The 17,825-nt window shown below is 52.3% G+C and carries 14 protein-coding genes, 1 tRNA gene and 1 pseudogene; 5 read left to right on the top strand and 11 right to left on the bottom strand.

From position 1 onward, the window contains the following. From HMPREF1051_RS00915 to HMPREF1051_RS00875, 9 genes and pseudogenes are all read right to left on the bottom strand, one after another. Positions 1-325: DUF5713 family protein (locus tag HMPREF1051_RS00915; protein ID WP_003762970.1), on the bottom strand; the 325-nt coding region annotated here is incomplete at its 3' end. Between the two features lie 146 nt (positions 326-471). Beyond that, positions 472-1,656, bottom strand: a pseudogene (locus HMPREF1051_RS00910) (NYN domain-containing protein). Between the two features lie 90 nt (positions 1,657-1,746). Further along, the gene (locus HMPREF1051_RS00905; protein ID WP_003762914.1) at positions 1,747-2,508 is read right to left on the bottom strand and encodes a hypothetical protein; all 762 of its coding nucleotides are present in this window, start codon (positions 2,506-2,508) and stop codon (positions 1,747-1,749) included. A gap of 44 nt (positions 2,509-2,552) precedes the next feature. Further along, positions 2,553-3,539 carry a malate dehydrogenase gene (locus tag HMPREF1051_RS00900; RefSeq protein WP_003762913.1) on the bottom strand — a complete coding sequence of 329 codons (987 nt, stop codon included), beginning with the start codon at positions 3,537-3,539 and terminating at the stop codon, positions 2,553-2,555. A 125-nt stretch (positions 3,540-3,664) separates the two neighbouring features. Beyond that, complete coding sequence (gene radA, locus HMPREF1051_RS00895) at positions 3,665-5,044, bottom strand: DNA repair protein RadA (RefSeq protein ID WP_036490966.1); 1,380 nt, start codon at positions 5,042-5,044, stop codon at positions 3,665-3,667. Positions 5,045-5,140: 96 nt separating this feature from the next. Continuing rightward, a complete protein-coding gene (locus tag HMPREF1051_RS00890; protein WP_003763010.1) occupies positions 5,141-6,643 on the bottom strand; it encodes a S41 family peptidase in 1,503 nt (500 codons plus the stop codon). Positions 6,644-6,907: 264 nt separating this feature from the next. After that, on the bottom strand, positions 6,908-8,662 hold the full coding sequence (locus HMPREF1051_RS00885; RefSeq protein ID WP_003762918.1) for a murein hydrolase activator EnvC family protein: 1,755 nt from the start codon (positions 8,660-8,662) through the stop codon (positions 6,908-6,910). Between the two features lie 183 nt (positions 8,663-8,845). Continuing rightward, on the bottom strand, positions 8,846-9,490 hold the full coding sequence (locus HMPREF1051_RS00880) for an alpha/beta hydrolase (RefSeq protein WP_009311957.1): 645 nt from the start codon (positions 9,488-9,490) through the stop codon (positions 8,846-8,848). A gap of 103 nt (positions 9,491-9,593) precedes the next feature. After that, the gene (locus HMPREF1051_RS00875) at positions 9,594-10,385 is read right to left on the bottom strand and encodes a polyamine aminopropyltransferase (protein WP_003762928.1); all 792 of its coding nucleotides are present in this window, start codon (positions 10,383-10,385) and stop codon (positions 9,594-9,596) included. Between the two features lie 242 nt (positions 10,386-10,627). Between HMPREF1051_RS00875 and HMPREF1051_RS00870 the strand changes: the two genes are divergently transcribed. From HMPREF1051_RS00870 to panC, 3 genes are all read left to right on the top strand, one after another. Beyond that, positions 10,628-10,703, top strand: a tRNA-Thr gene (locus tag HMPREF1051_RS00870). A 132-nt stretch (positions 10,704-10,835) separates the two neighbouring features. Beyond that, positions 10,836-11,624, top strand: coding sequence for a 3-methyl-2-oxobutanoate hydroxymethyltransferase (panB, locus tag HMPREF1051_RS00865; RefSeq protein ID WP_036490958.1), 789 nt, complete (start codon positions 10,836-10,838; stop codon positions 11,622-11,624). A gap of 172 nt (positions 11,625-11,796) precedes the next feature. Beyond that, positions 11,797-12,633, top strand: coding sequence for a pantoate--beta-alanine ligase (gene panC, locus HMPREF1051_RS00860; RefSeq protein ID WP_003762974.1), 837 nt, complete (start codon positions 11,797-11,799; stop codon positions 12,631-12,633). Between the two features lie 70 nt (positions 12,634-12,703). Here panC and HMPREF1051_RS00855 read toward each other — a convergent pair whose 3' ends face one another. Then, positions 12,704-13,429 carry an SIMPL domain-containing protein gene (locus tag HMPREF1051_RS00855; protein WP_036490955.1) on the bottom strand — a complete coding sequence of 242 codons (726 nt, stop codon included), beginning with the start codon at positions 13,427-13,429 and terminating at the stop codon, positions 12,704-12,706. A gap of 138 nt (positions 13,430-13,567) precedes the next feature. Continuing rightward, on the bottom strand, positions 13,568-14,980 hold the full coding sequence (trkA, locus tag HMPREF1051_RS00850; RefSeq protein ID WP_003762926.1) for a Trk system potassium transporter TrkA: 1,413 nt from the start codon (positions 14,978-14,980) through the stop codon (positions 13,568-13,570). 393 nt (positions 14,981-15,373) lie between these two features. Between trkA and hisS the strand changes: the two genes are divergently transcribed. Together hisS and HMPREF1051_RS00840 are read left to right on the top strand one after the other, a co-directional pair. Then, on the top strand, positions 15,374-16,669 hold the full coding sequence (gene hisS, locus HMPREF1051_RS00845) for a histidine--tRNA ligase (protein WP_003762968.1): 1,296 nt from the start codon (positions 15,374-15,376) through the stop codon (positions 16,667-16,669). Beyond that, positions 16,670-17,299 (top strand): YfgM family protein, encoded by a 630-nt coding sequence (locus HMPREF1051_RS00840; RefSeq protein WP_003762996.1) that lies wholly within the window; start codon positions 16,670-16,672, stop codon positions 17,297-17,299. Positions 17,300-17,825 lie beyond the last annotated feature (526 nt).

Genomic DNA, 17,825 nt, shown 5'->3' with positions numbered 1-17,825 from the left:
CGATGTCCGCATCTTCAAAGCCGTAGCTTTGGGCGATGTATTCCATATCGGTGGCAATCGTGTCTCTAGCGACGGTCTCGATTTCGCTGTCGTTTTCATCAAACTCTTCAGCCAATTCGTTGAAGCGTTCGGTAGCTGCGTGGGTTAGTTCGTATAGGGCGTCGAGATTTTCGGGCTGTTCGGTTTCGATTTGGCGGCACAGTTCAACCAGGATGTTTTCTCCTTTTTGCACGAGTTTGTGCGGGAAATAATCGTCGTCGTACATATCCTGCAAAAAGGTGTGGTTTGCCAATTCGGTGTTGTTCAGTTGATGACGTGTAGTCATGATTTTCCTTTTCTATTTAGCAGATGGATTTTAAAAAAAGGTCGTCTGAAAGCGCAGCTTCAACGAAGTTAAAACGGTTTTGAGATTTTCAGACGACCTCTGTGGATTGTGGGCGACAGATTAGCTTTTTCCTCCAAACCTATGGCTTAACCTTTGGCGGTAAAGCGTTTGTTGACGCGCAGGCGTTCGCCGCGGCCGGCTTTTTTGATTTCCAGCCAGTCGGTGTAGATGGCGTGGATGAGGTGGTTTATGGTTTCAAAGCCGTATTGCTGCGGGTCGGTACCTTCTGCGGCGAGTTGCTTTGATACGTCGCTCAAGCGCGTCTAGCCTTGTTCGTCGGCGTGGGTATCGACTGCCTGCTGCACGGCGGGGATAACGCGGGTTACGGGCAGTTTGCTGCTTTTGGCGGACGGTTCGGGTTTGGCAGGTGTTGGTTGCGCGGTGTCTGCCGTCGGGTTTGGCGCGTTGTTTTCGTTCTTGGCTTGGTTGATTTTTTTGCCGCGCGTTTTGCGTTTTGGCGCGGCGTTGGGGTCGTCTGAAACGGTTTCTTCTGCCTGATGGGTTCCCACCGGGTTTTCAGACGACCTCTCTGCCGGCTTGTCGGCGGATTTGCGGCGGCGGACTTGGAGTTGGTTGTTGTCGGTGCGGTGTTCGAAGATGTCGAAGGATTTGATGAGGTCGGAGAGTTTGCCGTAGCCGTACAGCCTTGAGTCGAAATCGGGATTGATTTTGCTGATGTAGCTGCCGATGAGGCTGAGGTTTGCCCAACCGAGGTCGTCGGCGTTTTCGCGCACGGCGCGTTTGAGCAGGGACAGTACGTCGGGGGCGGCGGATTCTTCGGCAGCAGGGTTGTTTTTGCCGCTGTTCTTCTCTTTTTCTTGGCGTTGTTTTTCGGGATGGAAGATTTCGGTGTAGATGAATTTGTCGCAGGCTTTGCGGAAGGCTTCGGGCGTTTTCTTTTCGCCGAAACCGTACACGGTCAGCCCGCTTTCGCGCAGGCGGCTTGCCAGGCGGGTGAAGTCGGAATCGCTGGATACGATGCAGAAGCCGTCGAAATTGCCGCTGTATAGTAAATCCATCGCGTCGATGACCAGCGCCATGTCGGTGGCGTTTTTGCCTTTGGTGTAGGCGAATTGCTGGACGGGGATGATGGCATGGGGCAGGAGGGCGGCTTTCCATTTGGAAAGGCCGTGGCTCCAGTCGCCGTAGATGCGTTTGACGCTGGCGATGCCGTATTTGGCAACTTCTTCGAGCAGGCGGTCGATGATGTCGGCGGGGGCGTTGTCGGCGTCGATGAGGACGGCGAGTTTTTTGTTGGCCAATGTGGTCATGGGGACTCCGTGGTATTCATGTCAGTCGAGGTCGTCTGAAAAATTTTCAAATCTATTCAATCAATTTTAGATATTGCCTTTTATTTTAAATTACTTGTTCAGCACTCCTATTAAGGATATAAATTGGAATATTACAAAAAACAGAACTATATAGAATACGGATAACATGACGACAAATGAAATCTTTCCTTTGTATCTGTTGAATATCTTATCTGCAAAATCAATATAGTTTATTACTGCAAGACAGAATGACAGAACAAAAAAGAAAAATGCTATTAAATATCCATACCATTGTTCTATCTTTATTCCAATGGCTGATGCCGTTAATAATAAAATGACTGGAGATAAGCCTCTCGAAAAATCCAATATATTCTTGGCTGTCTCGTTGAATTCCTTATTTTTCAGTTTTACATCCCAATATAGCAATTCAAACAATTTTTTAGATTGTTCATTTATTTTTTCAATATCATCTCTGCCATTTTGTTGTTCACTGACTAAATATTTAAATATATTTTCAGCTTTATTTAATCTGGTAATCTCTTCTTTTAAACGATTGTTATACTCATCTTTACTTTTCCAATTATTATATTTTTTTAAATATTTATTTGATAATTTTAATTCAATTTGAGAATTTTTCCTTAGTCTATATTTTAATTCCGCAATATAATTTTCATTATTTTTAATTTCTCTATCTTGAGACTTAAGTAGTTCCTCTATAAATTTATTTAACACCTCAAAATCATGTTCTTGACTATTTATTTTCATATTTTCATCCAATAATGAAATTAATTTTATAATTAAAATATAAGAGGAATTTTTGAGAATAACAATTATGAATACTAGTTGTTTCAAGATTAAAGGTCGTCTGAAACCGGTTTTCAGACGACCTCGATCTTTTAAAGCATATCTTGTATGGCGGCACGTTCTTCTTCCAGCTCCGCCAGTGTCGCGGCGATGCGTTGGCGGCTGAATTCATCTGACAAGTCCAAGCCTTGGACGATGCGGTAGCTGCCTGCGTCGCAAATAACGGGGAAACCGAAAATCAAACCTTCGGGGATGCCGTAAGAGCCGTCGGAGGGGACGCCCATCGTTATCCATTTGCCGCTGCTGCCGAGCAGCCAGTCGCGCAGGTGGTAGATGGCGGCATTCGCGGCGGAGGCGGCGGACGACGAACCGCGCGCGGCGATGATGGCGGCACCGCGTCCGGCGATTTTCGGCATGAAGACTTCGGTGTTCCAATCGGGTTCAGTAATCATGTCTTTGACGGACTCGCCGTTGCTGGTGGCGTAGCGGTAGTCGGCGTACATGGTCGGGCTGTGGTTGCCCCAGACGCACATTTGCTCAATGGAAGGAATCGGGCGGTTGATTTTTTCGGCGACTTGGCTGACGGCGCGGTGGTGGTCGAGACGCATCAGGGCAGTGAAGTTTTCCGGCGGGATGTCGGGCGCGGACTTCATGGCGATGTAGGCATTGGTGTTCGCTGGGTTGCCGACGACGAGGACTTTGACGTCGCGATGGGCAACTTTGTTCAACGCCGCGCCTTGTACTTTGAAAATTTCGGCGTTGGCGTGCAGCAGGTCGGCGCGTTCCATGCCTTGCGTACGCGGGCGCGCACCGATCAAGAGGGCGATGTCGGCATCTTTGAAGGCGACTTCGGGGTCGTCTGTGGCGAAGATGTCGGCAAGAAGCGGGAAAGCGCAATCCTGCATTTCCATAATCACGCCGCGCAATGCCTGTTGCGCCTGTGGCAGGTCGAGCAGTTGCAGGATAACGGGTTGGTCGCGTCCGAGCATAATGCCGCCGGCGATACGGAACAGGGTCGCATAGGCAATTTGCCCTGCAGCACCGGTAACGGCGATGCGGACGGGAGGCTTGAGTGTCATGTTTTTCCTTTTGAAGTCGTTGTTTTACTTGGTTTGCGGATTATAACAGCATTGAGTATTAGAGAATGAAAAGGTCGTCTGAAACTGGGAATAGGTTTTCAGACGACCTTTCATGTTGCTGTCTGTCAATTTTCCGCATCGCGGCAGATGTCGATGGCTTCCTGCAGGCTGGAAACGCCGAAGATTTTTAGATTCGGAAACTCTTTTTCGTTGCGCGGCATATTGGCTTTGGGGACGATGGCGCGTTTGAAGCCGAGTTTTTCCGCTTCTTTGAGCCGTTCTTGTCCGCGTGCGACGGGGCGGACTTCGCCGCTGAGGCCGATTTCGCCGAAGGCAACCATTTTTTCGGGCAGCGGGCGGTTGCGGAAGCTGGAGAGCATGGCGAGGATGACGGCGAGGTCGGCGGCGGGTTCGCCGATTTTCACGCCGCCGACGGCGTTGAGGAACACGTCTTGGTCAAAACAGGCGATGCCGCCGTGGCGGTTGAGGACGGCGAGCAGCATGGCGAGGCGGTTTTGTTCGAGGCCGACGGTGAGGCGTTTGGGGGTGAAGCCGTGCGCGTCATCGACCAATGCCTGAATTTCGACCAGAAGCGGGCGGCTGCCTTCCTGCGTGACCAAAACACACGAGCCGGGCGTGTCGTCGCGGTAGCTGGCGAGGAAGATGGCGGACGGGTTGGACACGCCTTTCAAACCGTTTTCGGTCATGGCGAACACGCCCAGTTCGTTTGCCGCGCCGAAGCGGTTTTTGATGGCGCGTATCATGCGGTAGTTGGAATGTTGGTCGCCCTCGAAATACAGCACGGTATCGACCATATGCTCCAATACTCGCGGACCGGCGATCGCACCGTCTTTGGTCACGTGTCCGACCAGTATCATGGCGATGCCCATCTGTTTCGCCATACGCGTCAGTTGGGCGGCGCATTCGCGCACCTGCGACACGGAGCCGGGGGCGGAAGTGATTTGGTCGGAATACATGGTTTGGATGGAGTCGATGACGACGACTTCGGGCTGATGCTGTTTCAACGCCGCTTGAATCGCTTCCATGCGGATTTCGGCAAGCAGGTTTACGCCTTCGGTGGGCAGCTCCAAACGTTGCGCGCGCAGGGCGACCTGTTGGGCGGATTCTTCGCCGGAAACGTACAGCACTTTGCGGCTTTGCGCCATTTTGGCGATGGTTTGCAACAGCAGCGTGGATTTGCCGATGCCGGGGTCGCCGCCGAGCAGGATGACCGCGCCATCGACCAAACCGCCGCCCAATACGCGGTCGAGTTCGCCCATACCGGTCGGATTGCGCGGCACTTCGGTGGCGGTCACGGCGGAGAGGGATTGGACGGTCGATGTGTCCGCCGCCCAAGATTGGAAGCGGGCGTTTTTCGGCTCGGGCGCGGCCAGGCTTTCTTGAAGCGTGTTCCACTCGCCGCAATGCGGGCATTTGCCTTGCCATTTCGGGGAAGTGCCGCCGCATTCGGTGCATTGGTAGATGGTTTTGGGGGCTTTTGCCATGATGTTTTCCCTATGGGTTTTTTGAAGTGTGAAAAGGTCGTCTGAAAACAATCATATCGTTTTCAGACGACCTTTTTTCAAGGATTCGGACTGAGCTTATTTGCTTTCGTCTTTACCGTCTTTCTTGTCTTTTTTCGGAGCCGGTTTTTTCGCCGCCAAACCTAAAGACTTCTGCCATTCGGCTGGATTTTTGACTAAATCCAAGGCTTTGCGGAGCTGGTCGTCTTTGGCAGGATTAGGAATACGACGGCTGGAGAGGTCTTCGTCTTTCTCTTTGTCCTTGCCTTTTTTGGACTTGGCGTTTTCGTCGGCTTTGGCGGCTTCGTTTGAATCAGGCGTGCTGATTTCGTTGCTGCTGTTGACGTCTTCGCCGCCGAGAGGGTTGCCGATGTGTCCGGCGAGGTCGGCTTCGCGGCTTTCAAAGGCACGGTCTTTGTCTTTGACTTCGACGTCGGGAACGATGCCTTGCGCTTGAATCGAGCGGTCGTTCGGCGTGTAGTACAGCGCGGTGGTCAGTTTGACTGCGCTGCCATTGGACAGCGGAATCAGGGTTTGAACCGAGCCTTTGCCGAAACTTTGCGTACCGACGACGACGGCGCGTTTATGGTCTTGCAGCGCGCCTGCGACGATTTCGGAGGCGGAAGCGGAGCCTGAGTTAATCAACACGGTCATCGGGATGGTTTTCAACTCGGCGGGCAGATCTGCCAGCGGGTCTCTGCCGCTCGTGCGGATGTAGTCTTCGGGACGGGCTTTCAATACCATGCCTTCTTTGCCGTCGCGTCCTTTGGTGCTGACGACTTTTGCGTCTGCGGGCAGGAAGGCGGCAGAGACACCGACCGCGCCGTCAAGCAGACCGCCCGGGTCGTCGCGCAGGTCAAGGATGATGCCTTTGAGCGGCGCGCCTTTGTTTGCCTTAATCAGAGCTTTGGCGGCTTCGTTGATGCCCGCTACGGTGCGCTCTTGGAATTGGGACACGCGGATGTAGCCGTAGTTCGGCTCGAGCAGGTGGTGGCGGACGCTTTTGACTTTGATGATGGCGCGGGTCAGGTTGACGACGATGGGTTTGTCCACGTTTTTGCGCGAAAGGGTCAGGGTGATTTTGGTGCCCGGTTTGCCGCGCATTTTTTTCACGGCTTCGCTGGTGGTCAGGCCGCGTGTGGAGACGTTGTCGATTTTGGCGATGAAGTCGCCGCTTTTTACGCCTGCGCGCTCGGCGGGCGTATCTTCAATCGGGGCGATGACTTTGATAAAGCCGTCTTCCTGACCGATTTCCATACCCAAGCCGCCGAATTCGCCGCTGGTGGATTCTTTCATGTCGGCATAGCCTTTTTTATCCATATACTCGGAATGCGGATCGAGGTCGGATACCATGCCTTTCATCGCGCCTTCAAAGAGGTCGGCGTCGGATTTGTCTTGGTAATAATTGGCTTTGATTTGCCCGTAGACTTCCGCCATGTTGCGGATGGATTGTACGGGTAGGGTTTCGTTGTCTTTTTTGTCTTTTTCGGCGGCAAAGCTTTGAACGCTCAAGCTGAGGGCGACACCGCTGAATGCGCCGAGTGTGTAGAGTGCGACTTTTTTCAAAGTGGATGTTGACATTATGAATGGCTTTCTTTTTGTCTTATTTCATTTCAGACCGTAATGACTGTGAAACGGGGTGGGAAATATTGCTTCAGACGACCTGAATATACATTCGCAAGACTGTATGCGATTTACGCTTGTTAAACAACAGGGTTAGCGTAAAAAATATCTGCGCGGGTGTAAAAGCTTTTGAATATAGGGCCGTCGGGTCGGGTTGTTAAATTTCAGACGACCCCGTGATACGGCAAAAGGTCGTCTGAAAATGTCAAACCGGTTTGCAGGTCAGCTTATCCAGGAGAGCGGGTTCATTGCCTGCCCGTTGTAGCGAACTTCCAGATACAGGCCTTCCATGCCCGAAGGCAGGGTTCCACTGATGCCCAGGCGGTTGCCTGCGGCTACGGCGTAGCCTTTGGCGACTTCGATTTCGCTCAAGCCTGAATAAATGCTGATATAGCCGTCGCCGTGATCGATGACGATGACTTTGCCGAAACCTTCCAATTCATCGGCGTAGGTAACCGTACCGCCGGCGATGCTGCTGACGATTGCCGGAGTCGTTTGGTAGAACACGCCTTTCCAAACTTCACCGTCGCCGCGGTCTTGTCCGAAGAGTCCGGCAAGCGTGCCGCTGACCGGTTTTTTCAGACGACCCTGCATGCGGCTGAAGCTGTTGGCATTGCTGATTCTGACGTAGGAAGGCGCGCGGATGTTCATGTCTTCTGCGGTCAGGTTGGACATGGCGGCGCGTTCGTCGGCGGCTTTTTGCGCGGCGGCGGCGCGGTCTTTGCGCGCTTTTTCAGCGGCGGCAAGACGGGCTTCGGCGGCTTTTTTACGCGCTTCGGCTTCCTGGCGGCGTTGCTCGGCTTTACGCTTTTCCAAGTCTTTCAACAGATTGTTCAGGCGTTGTTCGTTTTCTTTGTGGTTGATTTTTTTCTGCGCCTCTTTTGCCATCTGCGCGTTTTGGCGGCGGCTTTCCGCCTGTTCGGCAGTGTTGGTTACACCTTGGCGGCGCAGCGAGGACTGGATGTTGACCTGAAGTTTTTTCAGGTATGCCAGCTCGTTGTTGATTTTCTGCTCTTGCGCTGCCAGCTCTTTTTGCTGCTTCTCAAGGTCTTTGATGACTTGATCGTTGGCAGTGTTGATATAGCGGGTGTAACGCAGGAAGCGGGTTTTCTGACCCGGCTCGGCATTTTTCAGGAACAGGGCAACGGCGTTGGGTTGGCTGTTTTTATAGTTGCCTGAAACGAAACGGGAAATTTGTGCGCGCGTATTCGATACCTGAGTTTTCAGGTAGTTCAAATCCGCATTGAGCTTTTGGAATTTATCCCATGCGTCGCGCTGTTGGCGGTTGATGGCGGACAGGTTGATACGGCTTTGCTGCAATTGTTTCAACGTGGTATTGACGTGAATGATGAAACCTTCATTGCGGCTGCGCAGTGATTTTTTGCTTTCCAAATCATTGGCGGCGGCGGTTACTGCGGCTTTGAAGTCGTCTGAATCGGCGGCAGCGGTTTTCTTATCGGCTTTGTCCGCTTTTTTCTCGACGGATTTTTTATCTTGTTTTGCCGCTGCTTCGTCTTTTTTAGGCAACTCGGCGGCTTCTTTTTTTGCCTTTACATTATTTTTGGCTGCGGGTTTGTCTGCCGCTTTGTCTTTGCCTTTTACAGGCTCGGCTTTTGCGGGAACGGCTTTGCCTGCCTTTTCTTCCGCTTTGGCTTCGCCTTTTTTGGTTTTGTCGGCTTTATCTTGTTTTTTGGTTTCTTTGTCGTTTCTGCGTTCTTTGGCACGCTCGTTTTTCGCCGCTTCGGCAGTTTCCTTTTTGCTTTTGGCTACGGGCTTGTCCTCCGCCTTGTCCTTAGTGTTTTTCGCGGCAGGTTTCGCTTTGTCTTTGGCAGCTTCTTTTTTAGCAGGTTCGGCGTCTTTTTTGTCTTTGACGCTTTTTTTGACAGGCGCAGCCTTTTCCTTGGGCGCGTCTTTGGCGGCGAAAGAAGGCGAAGCGAAACCGATGAGCAGGGCGAGTAAAAGAGGTTTGTAACGCATGATTGGATTCTGGATCATTAAAATAAAGGCAATAGGCGGAATTATATAGTCAGCGGGGTCGTCTGAAAATATTGTTTAGGCAATTAAAACGGCGGTCATGCTGTGTTGTTTGTCATATTGGATTCAGTATGGACAAGCTGCACGGCAAGGTTTGGCATCATAATATTTAATATGATGCTCCGTTTATTTTTGTTGTAAAACCGACGGCACGAATCGGGCGATGGTATCGCGCAGGACGATGAGTTTGCCGTGGAAGAAATGGGATGAGCCGGCGATGGTGATGACGGGCAAACCTTGCGGTTCCGCCCATGTCCAAGCCTTGCTGATTTCAACGACTTCGTCTTCTGCGCCATGAATCATCAGGGTTTTGGTAATGTCCGGGACGGCTGAAGGCTCGGGACGGTCGGTGTAGTGGTGTACTGCCGCGCCGATAAGCAGCAACAAATCCGGTTCGCGCTCTTGGGCGGCGAAGGTGGCGACATAGCCGCCGAAGGAGAAACCTGCCAATGCGAACAGTTCGGCTTCGGGGTGTTGCGCGCGGGCATAGTCGATGACGGCGATGCAGTCTTGCGTTTCGCCGCGTCCGTAATCGTGTGTACCTTCGCTGTTGCCTACGCCGCGCAGGTTTGGCAGGTAGCAGTGGAAACCGAGTTGCGATAAGGCTTTGGCCGCGGTTTGGATGACTTTGTTGGTGTTCGTGCCACCTTGCAGCGGGTTGGGATGGTTGATGACTGCCACACCGCGTGCAGGTGTTTGCGCGGCAGGCAGGAAGATGGTTTCGAGCAGGCCGACAGGGCCGGATATTTGGATGATGTCAGGTTTCAACATGGGTTTTCCTTTATTTTGTGTGTGCTGTGAGGGCGGGGTTATTGCTTTATCAGGTGTTGCCGTCGTCCAATCTGTATTTGGGTTTTCAGACGACCTGTTCATCTCACAGATAAAAATGTTTGCCGTTGTTCGGGTTGCTTGCTTTCAAATCGTTCAACATCCGTTTGAAATCCAAGCCGTATTGTCCGCTTAGCTTTTCCGCGCGTTTTTTCAGCTTGTCGAGGTTTTGCTCTTTCGGGCTGCTTTGGAACGCCATCACCGCCATATTGCCGTGGCTTTCGGCGGGCAGTTCCAGCACGCGGCCTTCGAAGACGTTGAGCAGGCGTTCGATAAAGCGTTGGTAGCGTTTGTCGCCGCTCCACCAGTTGGTCACGAACACGCCGTCGGGCGAGAGGGCGTGGCGGCAGTCTTGGAAGAAAGGTTCTTCCACCAGCGCGTCGATGATTTGTTCGCCGTCGAAGCCGTCCACTAAAATCACGTCGGTATTGTGGCGGAACACTTTGATGTATTCCGCGCCGTCCGCTTCGACGATTTCAAAGTTTTCCCCTTCAAACGGCAGCTCGAACAGGCTGCGGGCGACGGCGATGACCTGCGGGTTGATGTCCACGGCGGTTTGCTTGGTGTTGGGCAGGTAGCTGTCTATCCAGCGTGCGAACGAGCCGCCGCCCAAACCGATTTGGGTGATGTGTTTCGGCGTTTCTTCCGCAAACAGAAGCCAGCCCATCATCGCGCGGCTGTACGATAAAACCAGTTCGGCGGGATGGTCGAGGTTCATCGAGCTTTGGATGGTGTCGCTGCCCAGATGCAACGAGCGGATATTGCCTTCTTCGGAAATGCCGACTTCGGGCAGGTCAGACTTGGCGGGGCGCAGGCGGCGGTAGGGGTGTCGTGGCATGATGTGGACGGATGGAGGGGAAAGGGGGGTATTTTATCAGAGTGTCGTCTGAAATGCTTTTTGTGCGGGTGTTTTTCAGACGACCTTTCGGCTATATGCCTGAGCGGCTTGGTTTATATATGGTGTAATCATTACGTCTGAAATAAATTTCTTTTTAAATCAGATATTTTTTATAAAAATTTACTTTGTGGGCAGTAAGCTATTGCCAAGCGGGGCAGTTAACGGCATAATTCGGCTTCTTTGCCGGTATAGCTCAGTTGGTAGAGCACCTGACTTGTAATCAGGGGGTCCCGAGTTCGACTCTTGGTGCCGGCACCAATCAAACAGCCCGATTGTGAAAGCAGTCGGGCTGTTTTGCGTTTGCCGTTCGGGTGGCAGGGCGGCGGCCATTTCACTATAATAGCCCGTTTTAATCTAAAAGGTCGTCTGAAAAAGGCGGAACACATTCTAATGATTACTGTGAACACACTGCAAAAGATGAAGGCAGAAGGCGAAAAAATCGCCATGCTGACCGCCTATGAATCCAGCTTTGCCGCGTTGATGGATAACGCCGGAGTCGATGTCTTGCTGGTGGGCGATTCCTTGGGCATGACCGTGCAGGGGCGCAAGTCCACGCTGCCCGTCAGCCTGCGCGATATGTGTTATCACACCGAAAACGTCGCACGCGGTACGGAAAACGCGATGATTGTCAGCGACTTGCCTTTTGGTGCGTATCAGCAGAGTAAAGAACAGGCGTTTGCCGCCGCTGCCGAACTGATGGTGGCAGGCGCGCATATGGTCAAACTCGAAGGCGGCGTTTGGATGGCGGAAACCACTGAATTCCTGCAAATGCGCGGCATTCCCGTCTGCGCCCATATCGGCTTGACTCCGCAGTCCGTGTTTGCCTTTGGCGGATACAAAGTGCAGGGGCGGGGCGATAAGGCGGAAGCCTTGTTGGTAGATGCGAAAGCACACGACCAAGCGGGTGCCGCCATCGTATTGATGGAATGCGTACCGGCAGAATTGGCGAAAAAAGTAACCGAAACCGTCTCTTGCCCGACCATTGGCATCGGTGCAGGTGTGGATTGCGACGGACAAGTTTTGGTCATGCACGATATGCTCGGCATTTTTCCGGGAAAAACCGCCAAATTCGTCAAAAATTTCATGCAGGGTAAAGATAGCATTCAGGCCGCCGTTGAAGCCTATGTCCATGAAGTCAAAGCCAAAACCTTCCCCGCTGCGGAACATTCGTTTGCCTGATGTTTATAACTAAAAACGGTCGTCTGAAAAGGTTTTCATCGTGAAAACCGAATTTCAGACGACCTTTGTTTGTCCGTGTTCCCAGCGTATAATCGGCGCGTGATTTTCGGGCTGACAAAATATGGCGGCTGTGCGCCACAATCCCCGAAAAAGATAAAGGACATTTTCCACCATGCAAATCATTCATACCATTAAAGAATTACGCGAATGGCGCAAAAACGCAGGCAGCGTTGCCTTTGTGCCGACTATGGGCAATCTGCACGAAGGCCATCTCGCCCTTGTTCGCGAAGCCAAAAAACGCGCCGACAACGTCGTCGTCAGCATATTCGTCAACCGCCTACAATTCGGACAGGGCGAGGATTTCGACAAATACCCGCGCACCTTGCAGCAAGACGCCGACAAACTCGCCAACGAAGGCGTAGCCGTCGTGTTCGCACCCGACGAAAAAGAGCTGTATCCCCATGTCGAGCAACGGTTCAACGTCGAACCGCCCAACCTTCAAAACGAATTGTGTGGCAAATTCCGCCCCGGGCATTTCCGCGGTGTCGCTACTGTCGTCAGCAAACTGTTCAACATCGTCCAACCCGATACTGCCTGTTTCGGCAAAAAAGACTATCAGCAGTTGGCGATTATCAAAGGCTTTGTCGAAGACCTGAATTTCAATATCGACATCGTTCCCGTCGATACCGGCCGCGCTCCTGACGGGCTTGCGCTTTCCAGCCGCAACCAATACCTCAGTGAAGCCGAACGCGCCGAAGCCCCGCGTCTGTACCGCGAATTGCAACGCGTCGCCGCCGAGCTCAAAAACGGCAATCTGGATTATGTCGGTCTGGAAACAGAAACCGTCCGCCGCCTGACCGAAGCGGGCTGGGTGGTTGATTACGTCGAAATCCGCCATGCCGAAAGCCTCGCCGTCGCACGCACCGGCGACAAAGCCCTCATCGTTCTCGCCGCCGCCCGCTTGGGAACGACGCGTCTGATTGACAACTTGGAAGTCAGCTTGGCTTGATTGTTGGAATGGAAAAAGGTCGTCTGAAAACCGGTTTGGGTTTCAGACGACCTTTTTGTTTGGGAGCGTTTTACATCTGCACCAAGCCGTTGACTGTGATGCTGATTTCTTCTGAGCCGGGAGAAGGGACTTGGATAGCGTTGTTTTCGTCGCTTGCCGAACGCTTGAACATGGCAGCTTCGGCATTCATCATTTTGGCGCGGGCGAAACCGTTGTCTATGGAACGGTTGCCGATGTGGCCTAAATTGAGTTTGACGATTTTGTAGTTGGAAAAACCGAGCGTTTTTGCCAAGTCTTGTGCGCGGTCTTTGAAGCGCAGGATGGCGGCTTTGCTGACTTGATCAACGGCGGCTTCGCGTTTTTCTTTGGATATGCTGAAGCCGATGCGGTTGAGCGTGGCAGTTTGCAGCGTTTCGTCAATCAGGCGGTTGATTGCATCAAAGTCTTTGCTTTCGACTTTGAACACGGCTTCTTCTTCCCAGCCTGTTTGGATGCGTTTGCCGTTGTTGTTGTATTCATAGCGTGGGCTGGCGCTGCGGTTGAGGATTTCGGTTTGGAGTTTGTTGTTTTGTACGGCTTTGTTGAAGTCATTGAATTTTTTCTGAAACGCTTTGTTCACCGTAGCGCGGTCTTTGCCTTCGGAAGCAATGCTGAAGTAGGCGGTCATGGTGTCGCGGGTTATTTCGAGATTGGCAGATTCGGCAAATTCGACCATGTTGTAATGAAGGGTGTCGGTTTCGGCTGCGGCGGGCAGGGCGGTTGCGAGAACGAGGGCGGCAAGGATGGGGCGTAACATGGATTTTCCTTTTGGTATCGGATGTGGAAACGGATGATATTGGATAATTTGTGTTGGGTCGTCTGAAAGCGCGGCTTCAATGAAGTTGAACAAGTTCTGTCTTTGCTGCAACAGGTTTTCAGACGACCTCTGACGGTCTCAGCCGAAAAAGCCCATTTTGACTTGGATGAGTTTTTCGAGTTCGGGCAGGACGCGGCGGCGGGAGACGAAGAAGATGATATGGTCGCCGTCTTGGACAATGGTGTCGGTGTGGTGCCCCATAATGACTTCGCCCGTTTCGGCACGGACGATGGCGGCGATGTAGCAGTCGCCCGGCCATTTGATGCCGCTGATGCGCCTGCCGACGATGGCGGAGGTGTTTTTGTCGCCGTGGACGACAACTTCGATGGCTTCGGCGGTGCCGCGTCTGAGGGGGTGGACGGCAACGATGTCGCCTCGGCGGATATGGGCGAGGATGGAGCCGATGGTGATGAGGTGCGGCGACACGACGATGTCGATTTTGTTGCCTTCGAGCAAATCGACGTAGCTGGAGCGGTTGACAATGGTGACGACGCGTTTTGCGCCGAGGTTTTTCGCCAACAGGCTGGACATGATGTTGTTTTCGTCGTCGTTGGTCAGGGCGCAGAATACGTCGATTTCGTCGATGTATTCTTCGTCCAGCAGCGTTTCGTCGGTGGCGCTGCCTTGCAGGACGAGGGTGTTGTCGAGGTTTTCGGCGAGCCACTCGGCGCGGCGGGGGTTGTGTTCGACGATTTTGATGTCGTATTTGGATTCGAGCTGCTTGGCAAGGCGGTAGCCGATGTTGCCGCCGCCGGCAATCATGATGCGGCGGGTGCGCGCTTCTTTGGGGCGCAGTTCGCGCATGATGATGTTGACGCTGCTGATGTCGGCGGCAAAAAGTACCTCGTCGCCTTCAATGATGACGGTTTGCGGCGTGGGGACGATGAGGCGGTTGTTGCGGTATATGGCGCAGATTTGGCAGTCCGCGCCTTCGGGGAGGTGTTGGTTGATGTCGGCGATTTCGCGGTTGACGAGCAGCCCGCCTTTACGCGCCTGTACGATGACCATGCGGACTTTGTCGCCGGCAAACCTCAATACCTGCAATGCGCTGGTGTAGCTGAGCAGCCCGACGAGCTGTTCGGTAACGAGCTGTTCGGGGCTGATGGTTTCGGTGATGTCGAAGACGGTAAGGCTGCCGTTTTCCGTATCGTCGTTTTCGGGGTAGGGGTATTCCAGATATTCGCTGGAACGCACGCGGGCGATGCGGCTGGGGATATTAAAGAGGTCGGCGGCGATTTTGCAGGCGACGATGTTGGTCTCGTCGCTGCGGGTCAGGGCGAGCAGGAGGTCGGAATCTGCCGCGCCCGCCTGTTCGAGGATAAACGGGGATGCGCCGTTGCCGAGTATGGTTTGGACGTCGAGGCGGCTGCCGATGTGTTGCAGGGCTTTTTCGTCGATGTCGATAACGGTAACGTCGTTGCTGGAAACGGAGGCGAGGTTTTGCGCGACGGTCGAGCCGACCTGTCCGCTGCCGAGGATGAGGATTTTCACGGTTTGGGCGGGTGGTTGGGTAAGGATGATGGGATTGTATAGTATAGTGGATTAAATTTAAATCAGGACAAGGCAACGAAGCCGCAGACAGTACAGATAGTACGGAACCGATTCACTTGGTGCTTCAGCACCTTAGAGAATCGTTCTCTTTGAGCTAAGGCGAGGCAATGTCGTACTGGTTTAAAGTGAATCCACTATAAAACAAAATAAAAAGGCTACAATGTCATCCTTGCCGCATTTCGGCTGCTTGGAATATATGGGGTCGTCTGAAAAATCGCCGCTCCGGTTTTCAGACGACCTTTTTGTCCAAATCCTTCATCGCCGAAACCTCACAACTCCTTAAAAATCAGCTATAATTGCCGACTATTTTGATTCCGGTATCCCTAATTTGAAATGGCACAAAAAATCCAATCCGTCAAAGGCATGAACGACCTTTTGCCCGTCGAACAGAAAGATTTCAAACTGACCGCCGCGTTTTGGCAGGCGTTTGAAGATGTGGTCGGCCGCTGGACGCGTGCTTATGGTTATCAGCAAATCCGTACGCCGATTGTCGAGCAGACGGGTTTGTTTGTCCGCTCCATTGGTGAAGAAACCGATGTGGTCGGCAAGGAAATGTACACGTTTTCCGATTCCAACGATTCTTTGAGCCTGAGCCTGCGCCCGGAGGGTACGGCGTCCTGCCTGCGTGCGGTGGTCGAACACAATTTGTTGTACAACAGCCCGCAAAAGCTGTGGTACATGGGTCCGATGTTCCGCCGCGAGCGTCCGCAAAAAGGACGTTACCGCCAGTTTCATCAAGTCGGCATCGAGGCGTTGGGTTTTGAAGGTCCGGACATCGACGCGGAAATCATCGCCATGTCGGCGGATTTGTGGGACAAACTGGGTATCCGCGATTACCTGACTTTGGAAATCAACAGCTTGGGCAACCGCGAAGAACGTGCGGCGCACCGTGCGGCTTTGGTCGAATATCTGACCCGTTATGAAGACAAATTGGACGAAGACAGCAAACGTCGTCTGAAAACCAATCCGTTGCGCGTTTTGGATTCCAAAAATCCCGATTTACAGGAAATCTGCAATGCCGCGCCGCATCTGACCGATTATCTGGGCGAGGAATCGCGCAATCATTACAGCCGTTTCAAAGCCATGCTGGAAGGCTTGGGCATTCAATACGTCGAAAACCCGCGATTGGTGCGCGGTTTGGATTATTACAACCAAACCGTTTTTGAATGGACGACCGACAAACTCGGCGCGCAGGCGACGGTGTGCGGCGGCGGACGTTACGACGGTTTGATTGAAGAGCTTGGCGGCAAGCCTGCGCCGTCCATCGGTTTTGCGATGGGTATCGAGCGGCTGCTGCTGCTGGTTAGCGAATACGGTTCGCTGGAAGTCAATGCCGCGCCTGACGTGTACGCCATGCATCAGGGCGAGGGTGCGGATTTGCAAGTGATGAAATACGCGCAAGCCTTACGCGCACAAGGTTTCAACGTGATGCAGCATTCCGGCTATCAAAGCCTGAAAGCGCAAATGAAAAAAGCCGACAACAGCGGCGCGCGTTTTGCCCTGATTGTCGCGCAAGACGAATTGGCAAACGGTATGGTTACGCTTAAAGACATGAACGGCGCACACGGTCAGCAAACCGTCGCCGCCGACAATTTAATCCACACTTTACAACAATGGAAGAACGCATAAATGGCAGCCCATCTCGAAGAACAACAAGAATTAGACAATTTTAAATACTTTTGGAAAAGTACCGGCCGATGGCTGTTTGCCCTGCTGATTGCGGCGGCGTTGGGCTATTTGGGCTATACCATGTATAAGAGCCATAAAGCCTCGCAAAGTCAGGAAGCTGCCGAAGTATTGGCGAAAATCGTCGATAAAATGCAGGCAAAAGCCTCGCAAGCCGAAGTGAATGCCGATTTGACCAACCTCCAGCAAAATTATCCGGACTCCATTGCCGCCGCGCAAGCGACGCTGATGGCGGCTGCGACCGAGTATGATGCCCGCCGTTACGATGTGGCGGAAGGTCATCTGAACTGGGTGTTGAAAAACCAAAAAGCCCCGCTGGTTCAAGCATTGGCGGCGCAGCGTTTGGGTATCGTCCTGTTGCAGCAGAAAAAATACGATGCCGCGATTGCAGCCTTGAATACGAAAGTTGAAGCCGATTTCGAGCCGCTGCTTTTGGAAGCGAAAGGCGATGTTTATGCCGCGCAAAACAAAACCAAAGAAGCCGCGCAAAGCTATCAGCAGGCTTTGGAAAAGCTGCCTAAAGAAGCTATTGAACGCGAATTGCTGCAAATGAAGCTGGATTCGCAAAAATAAGGTCGTCTGAAAAATTGAAAGACTATGTGGCTTGTCGGAATCTTTCCGGCAAGCCTTGTCTGTTTTAATTGTGTTCCACTTTATATAGTGGATTAAAATAAAAATGAGACAAGGCGGCAACGCCCGCCGTGTACGGGTAGTACATAAGGGCGTTGGCAACGCCGTATCATTGCAATTTTCATCCACTATATTTTCAGACGACCTTTTGTTTGAATATGTATTATGCGGGGACAAGATTCGCCGAACAGGTCGTCTGAAAAGGCAGATTATTTGGCTTTGCGTTTGAGTAGAAAATACATAGGTACGATATAAAAGATCGTGCTAATAATTAATGAGACTATGATTTTGAGTGGTCGGTCTGTTTGATAAACGCCGAACAATAAGCCAATACCGAAATTCATAGGGAGAAAAATGCATAGTGATGTTAAGATGATCTTTTTCATTGCGTAAAATCCATTAACTATGGCCGGATGAAACTCGCCATACCATATTTGTAGTTGATAAACGCAGGCAAGTTCCCCAAGTC

This window comes from Neisseria sicca VK64 (genome assembly GCF_000260655.1).
In the GTDB taxonomy this organism is placed as follows: domain Bacteria; phylum Pseudomonadota; class Gammaproteobacteria; order Burkholderiales; family Neisseriaceae; genus Neisseria; species Neisseria sicca_B.
This window is presented reverse-complemented; position numbering and strand designations above follow the sequence as displayed.

Bases quoted from the DNA above. Each gene is read 5' to 3' on its own strand.
- HMPREF1051_RS00900 (WP_003762913.1), bottom strand. From the start codon at position 3,539: ATGACACTCAAGCCTCCCGTCCGCATCGCCGTTACCGGTGCTGCAGGG.
- radA (WP_036490966.1), bottom strand. From the start codon at position 5,044: ATGGCAAAAGCCCCCAAAACCATCTACCAATGCACCGAATGCGGCGGC.
- HMPREF1051_RS00890 (WP_003763010.1), bottom strand. From the start codon at position 6,643: ATGTCAACATCCACTTTGAAAAAAGTCGCACTCTACACACTCGGCGCA.
- HMPREF1051_RS00885 (WP_003762918.1), bottom strand. From the start codon at position 8,662: ATGCGTTACAAACCTCTTTTACTCGCCCTGCTCATCGGTTTCGCTTCG.
- HMPREF1051_RS00880 (WP_009311957.1), bottom strand. From the start codon at position 9,490: ATGTTGAAACCTGACATCATCCAAATATCCGGCCCTGTCGGCCTGCTC.
- HMPREF1051_RS00875 (WP_003762928.1), bottom strand. From the start codon at position 10,385: ATGCCACGACACCCCTACCGCCGCCTGCGCCCCGCCAAGTCTGACCTG.
- panB (WP_036490958.1), top strand. From the start codon at position 10,836: ATGATTACTGTGAACACACTGCAAAAGATGAAGGCAGAAGGCGAAAAA.
- panC (WP_003762974.1), top strand. From the start codon at position 11,797: ATGCAAATCATTCATACCATTAAAGAATTACGCGAATGGCGCAAAAAC.
- HMPREF1051_RS00855 (WP_036490955.1), bottom strand. From the start codon at position 13,429: ATGTTACGCCCCATCCTTGCCGCCCTCGTTCTCGCAACCGCCCTGCCC.
- hisS (WP_003762968.1), top strand. From the start codon at position 15,374: ATGGCACAAAAAATCCAATCCGTCAAAGGCATGAACGACCTTTTGCCC.
- HMPREF1051_RS00840 (WP_003762996.1), top strand. From the start codon at position 16,670: ATGGCAGCCCATCTCGAAGAACAACAAGAATTAGACAATTTTAAATAC.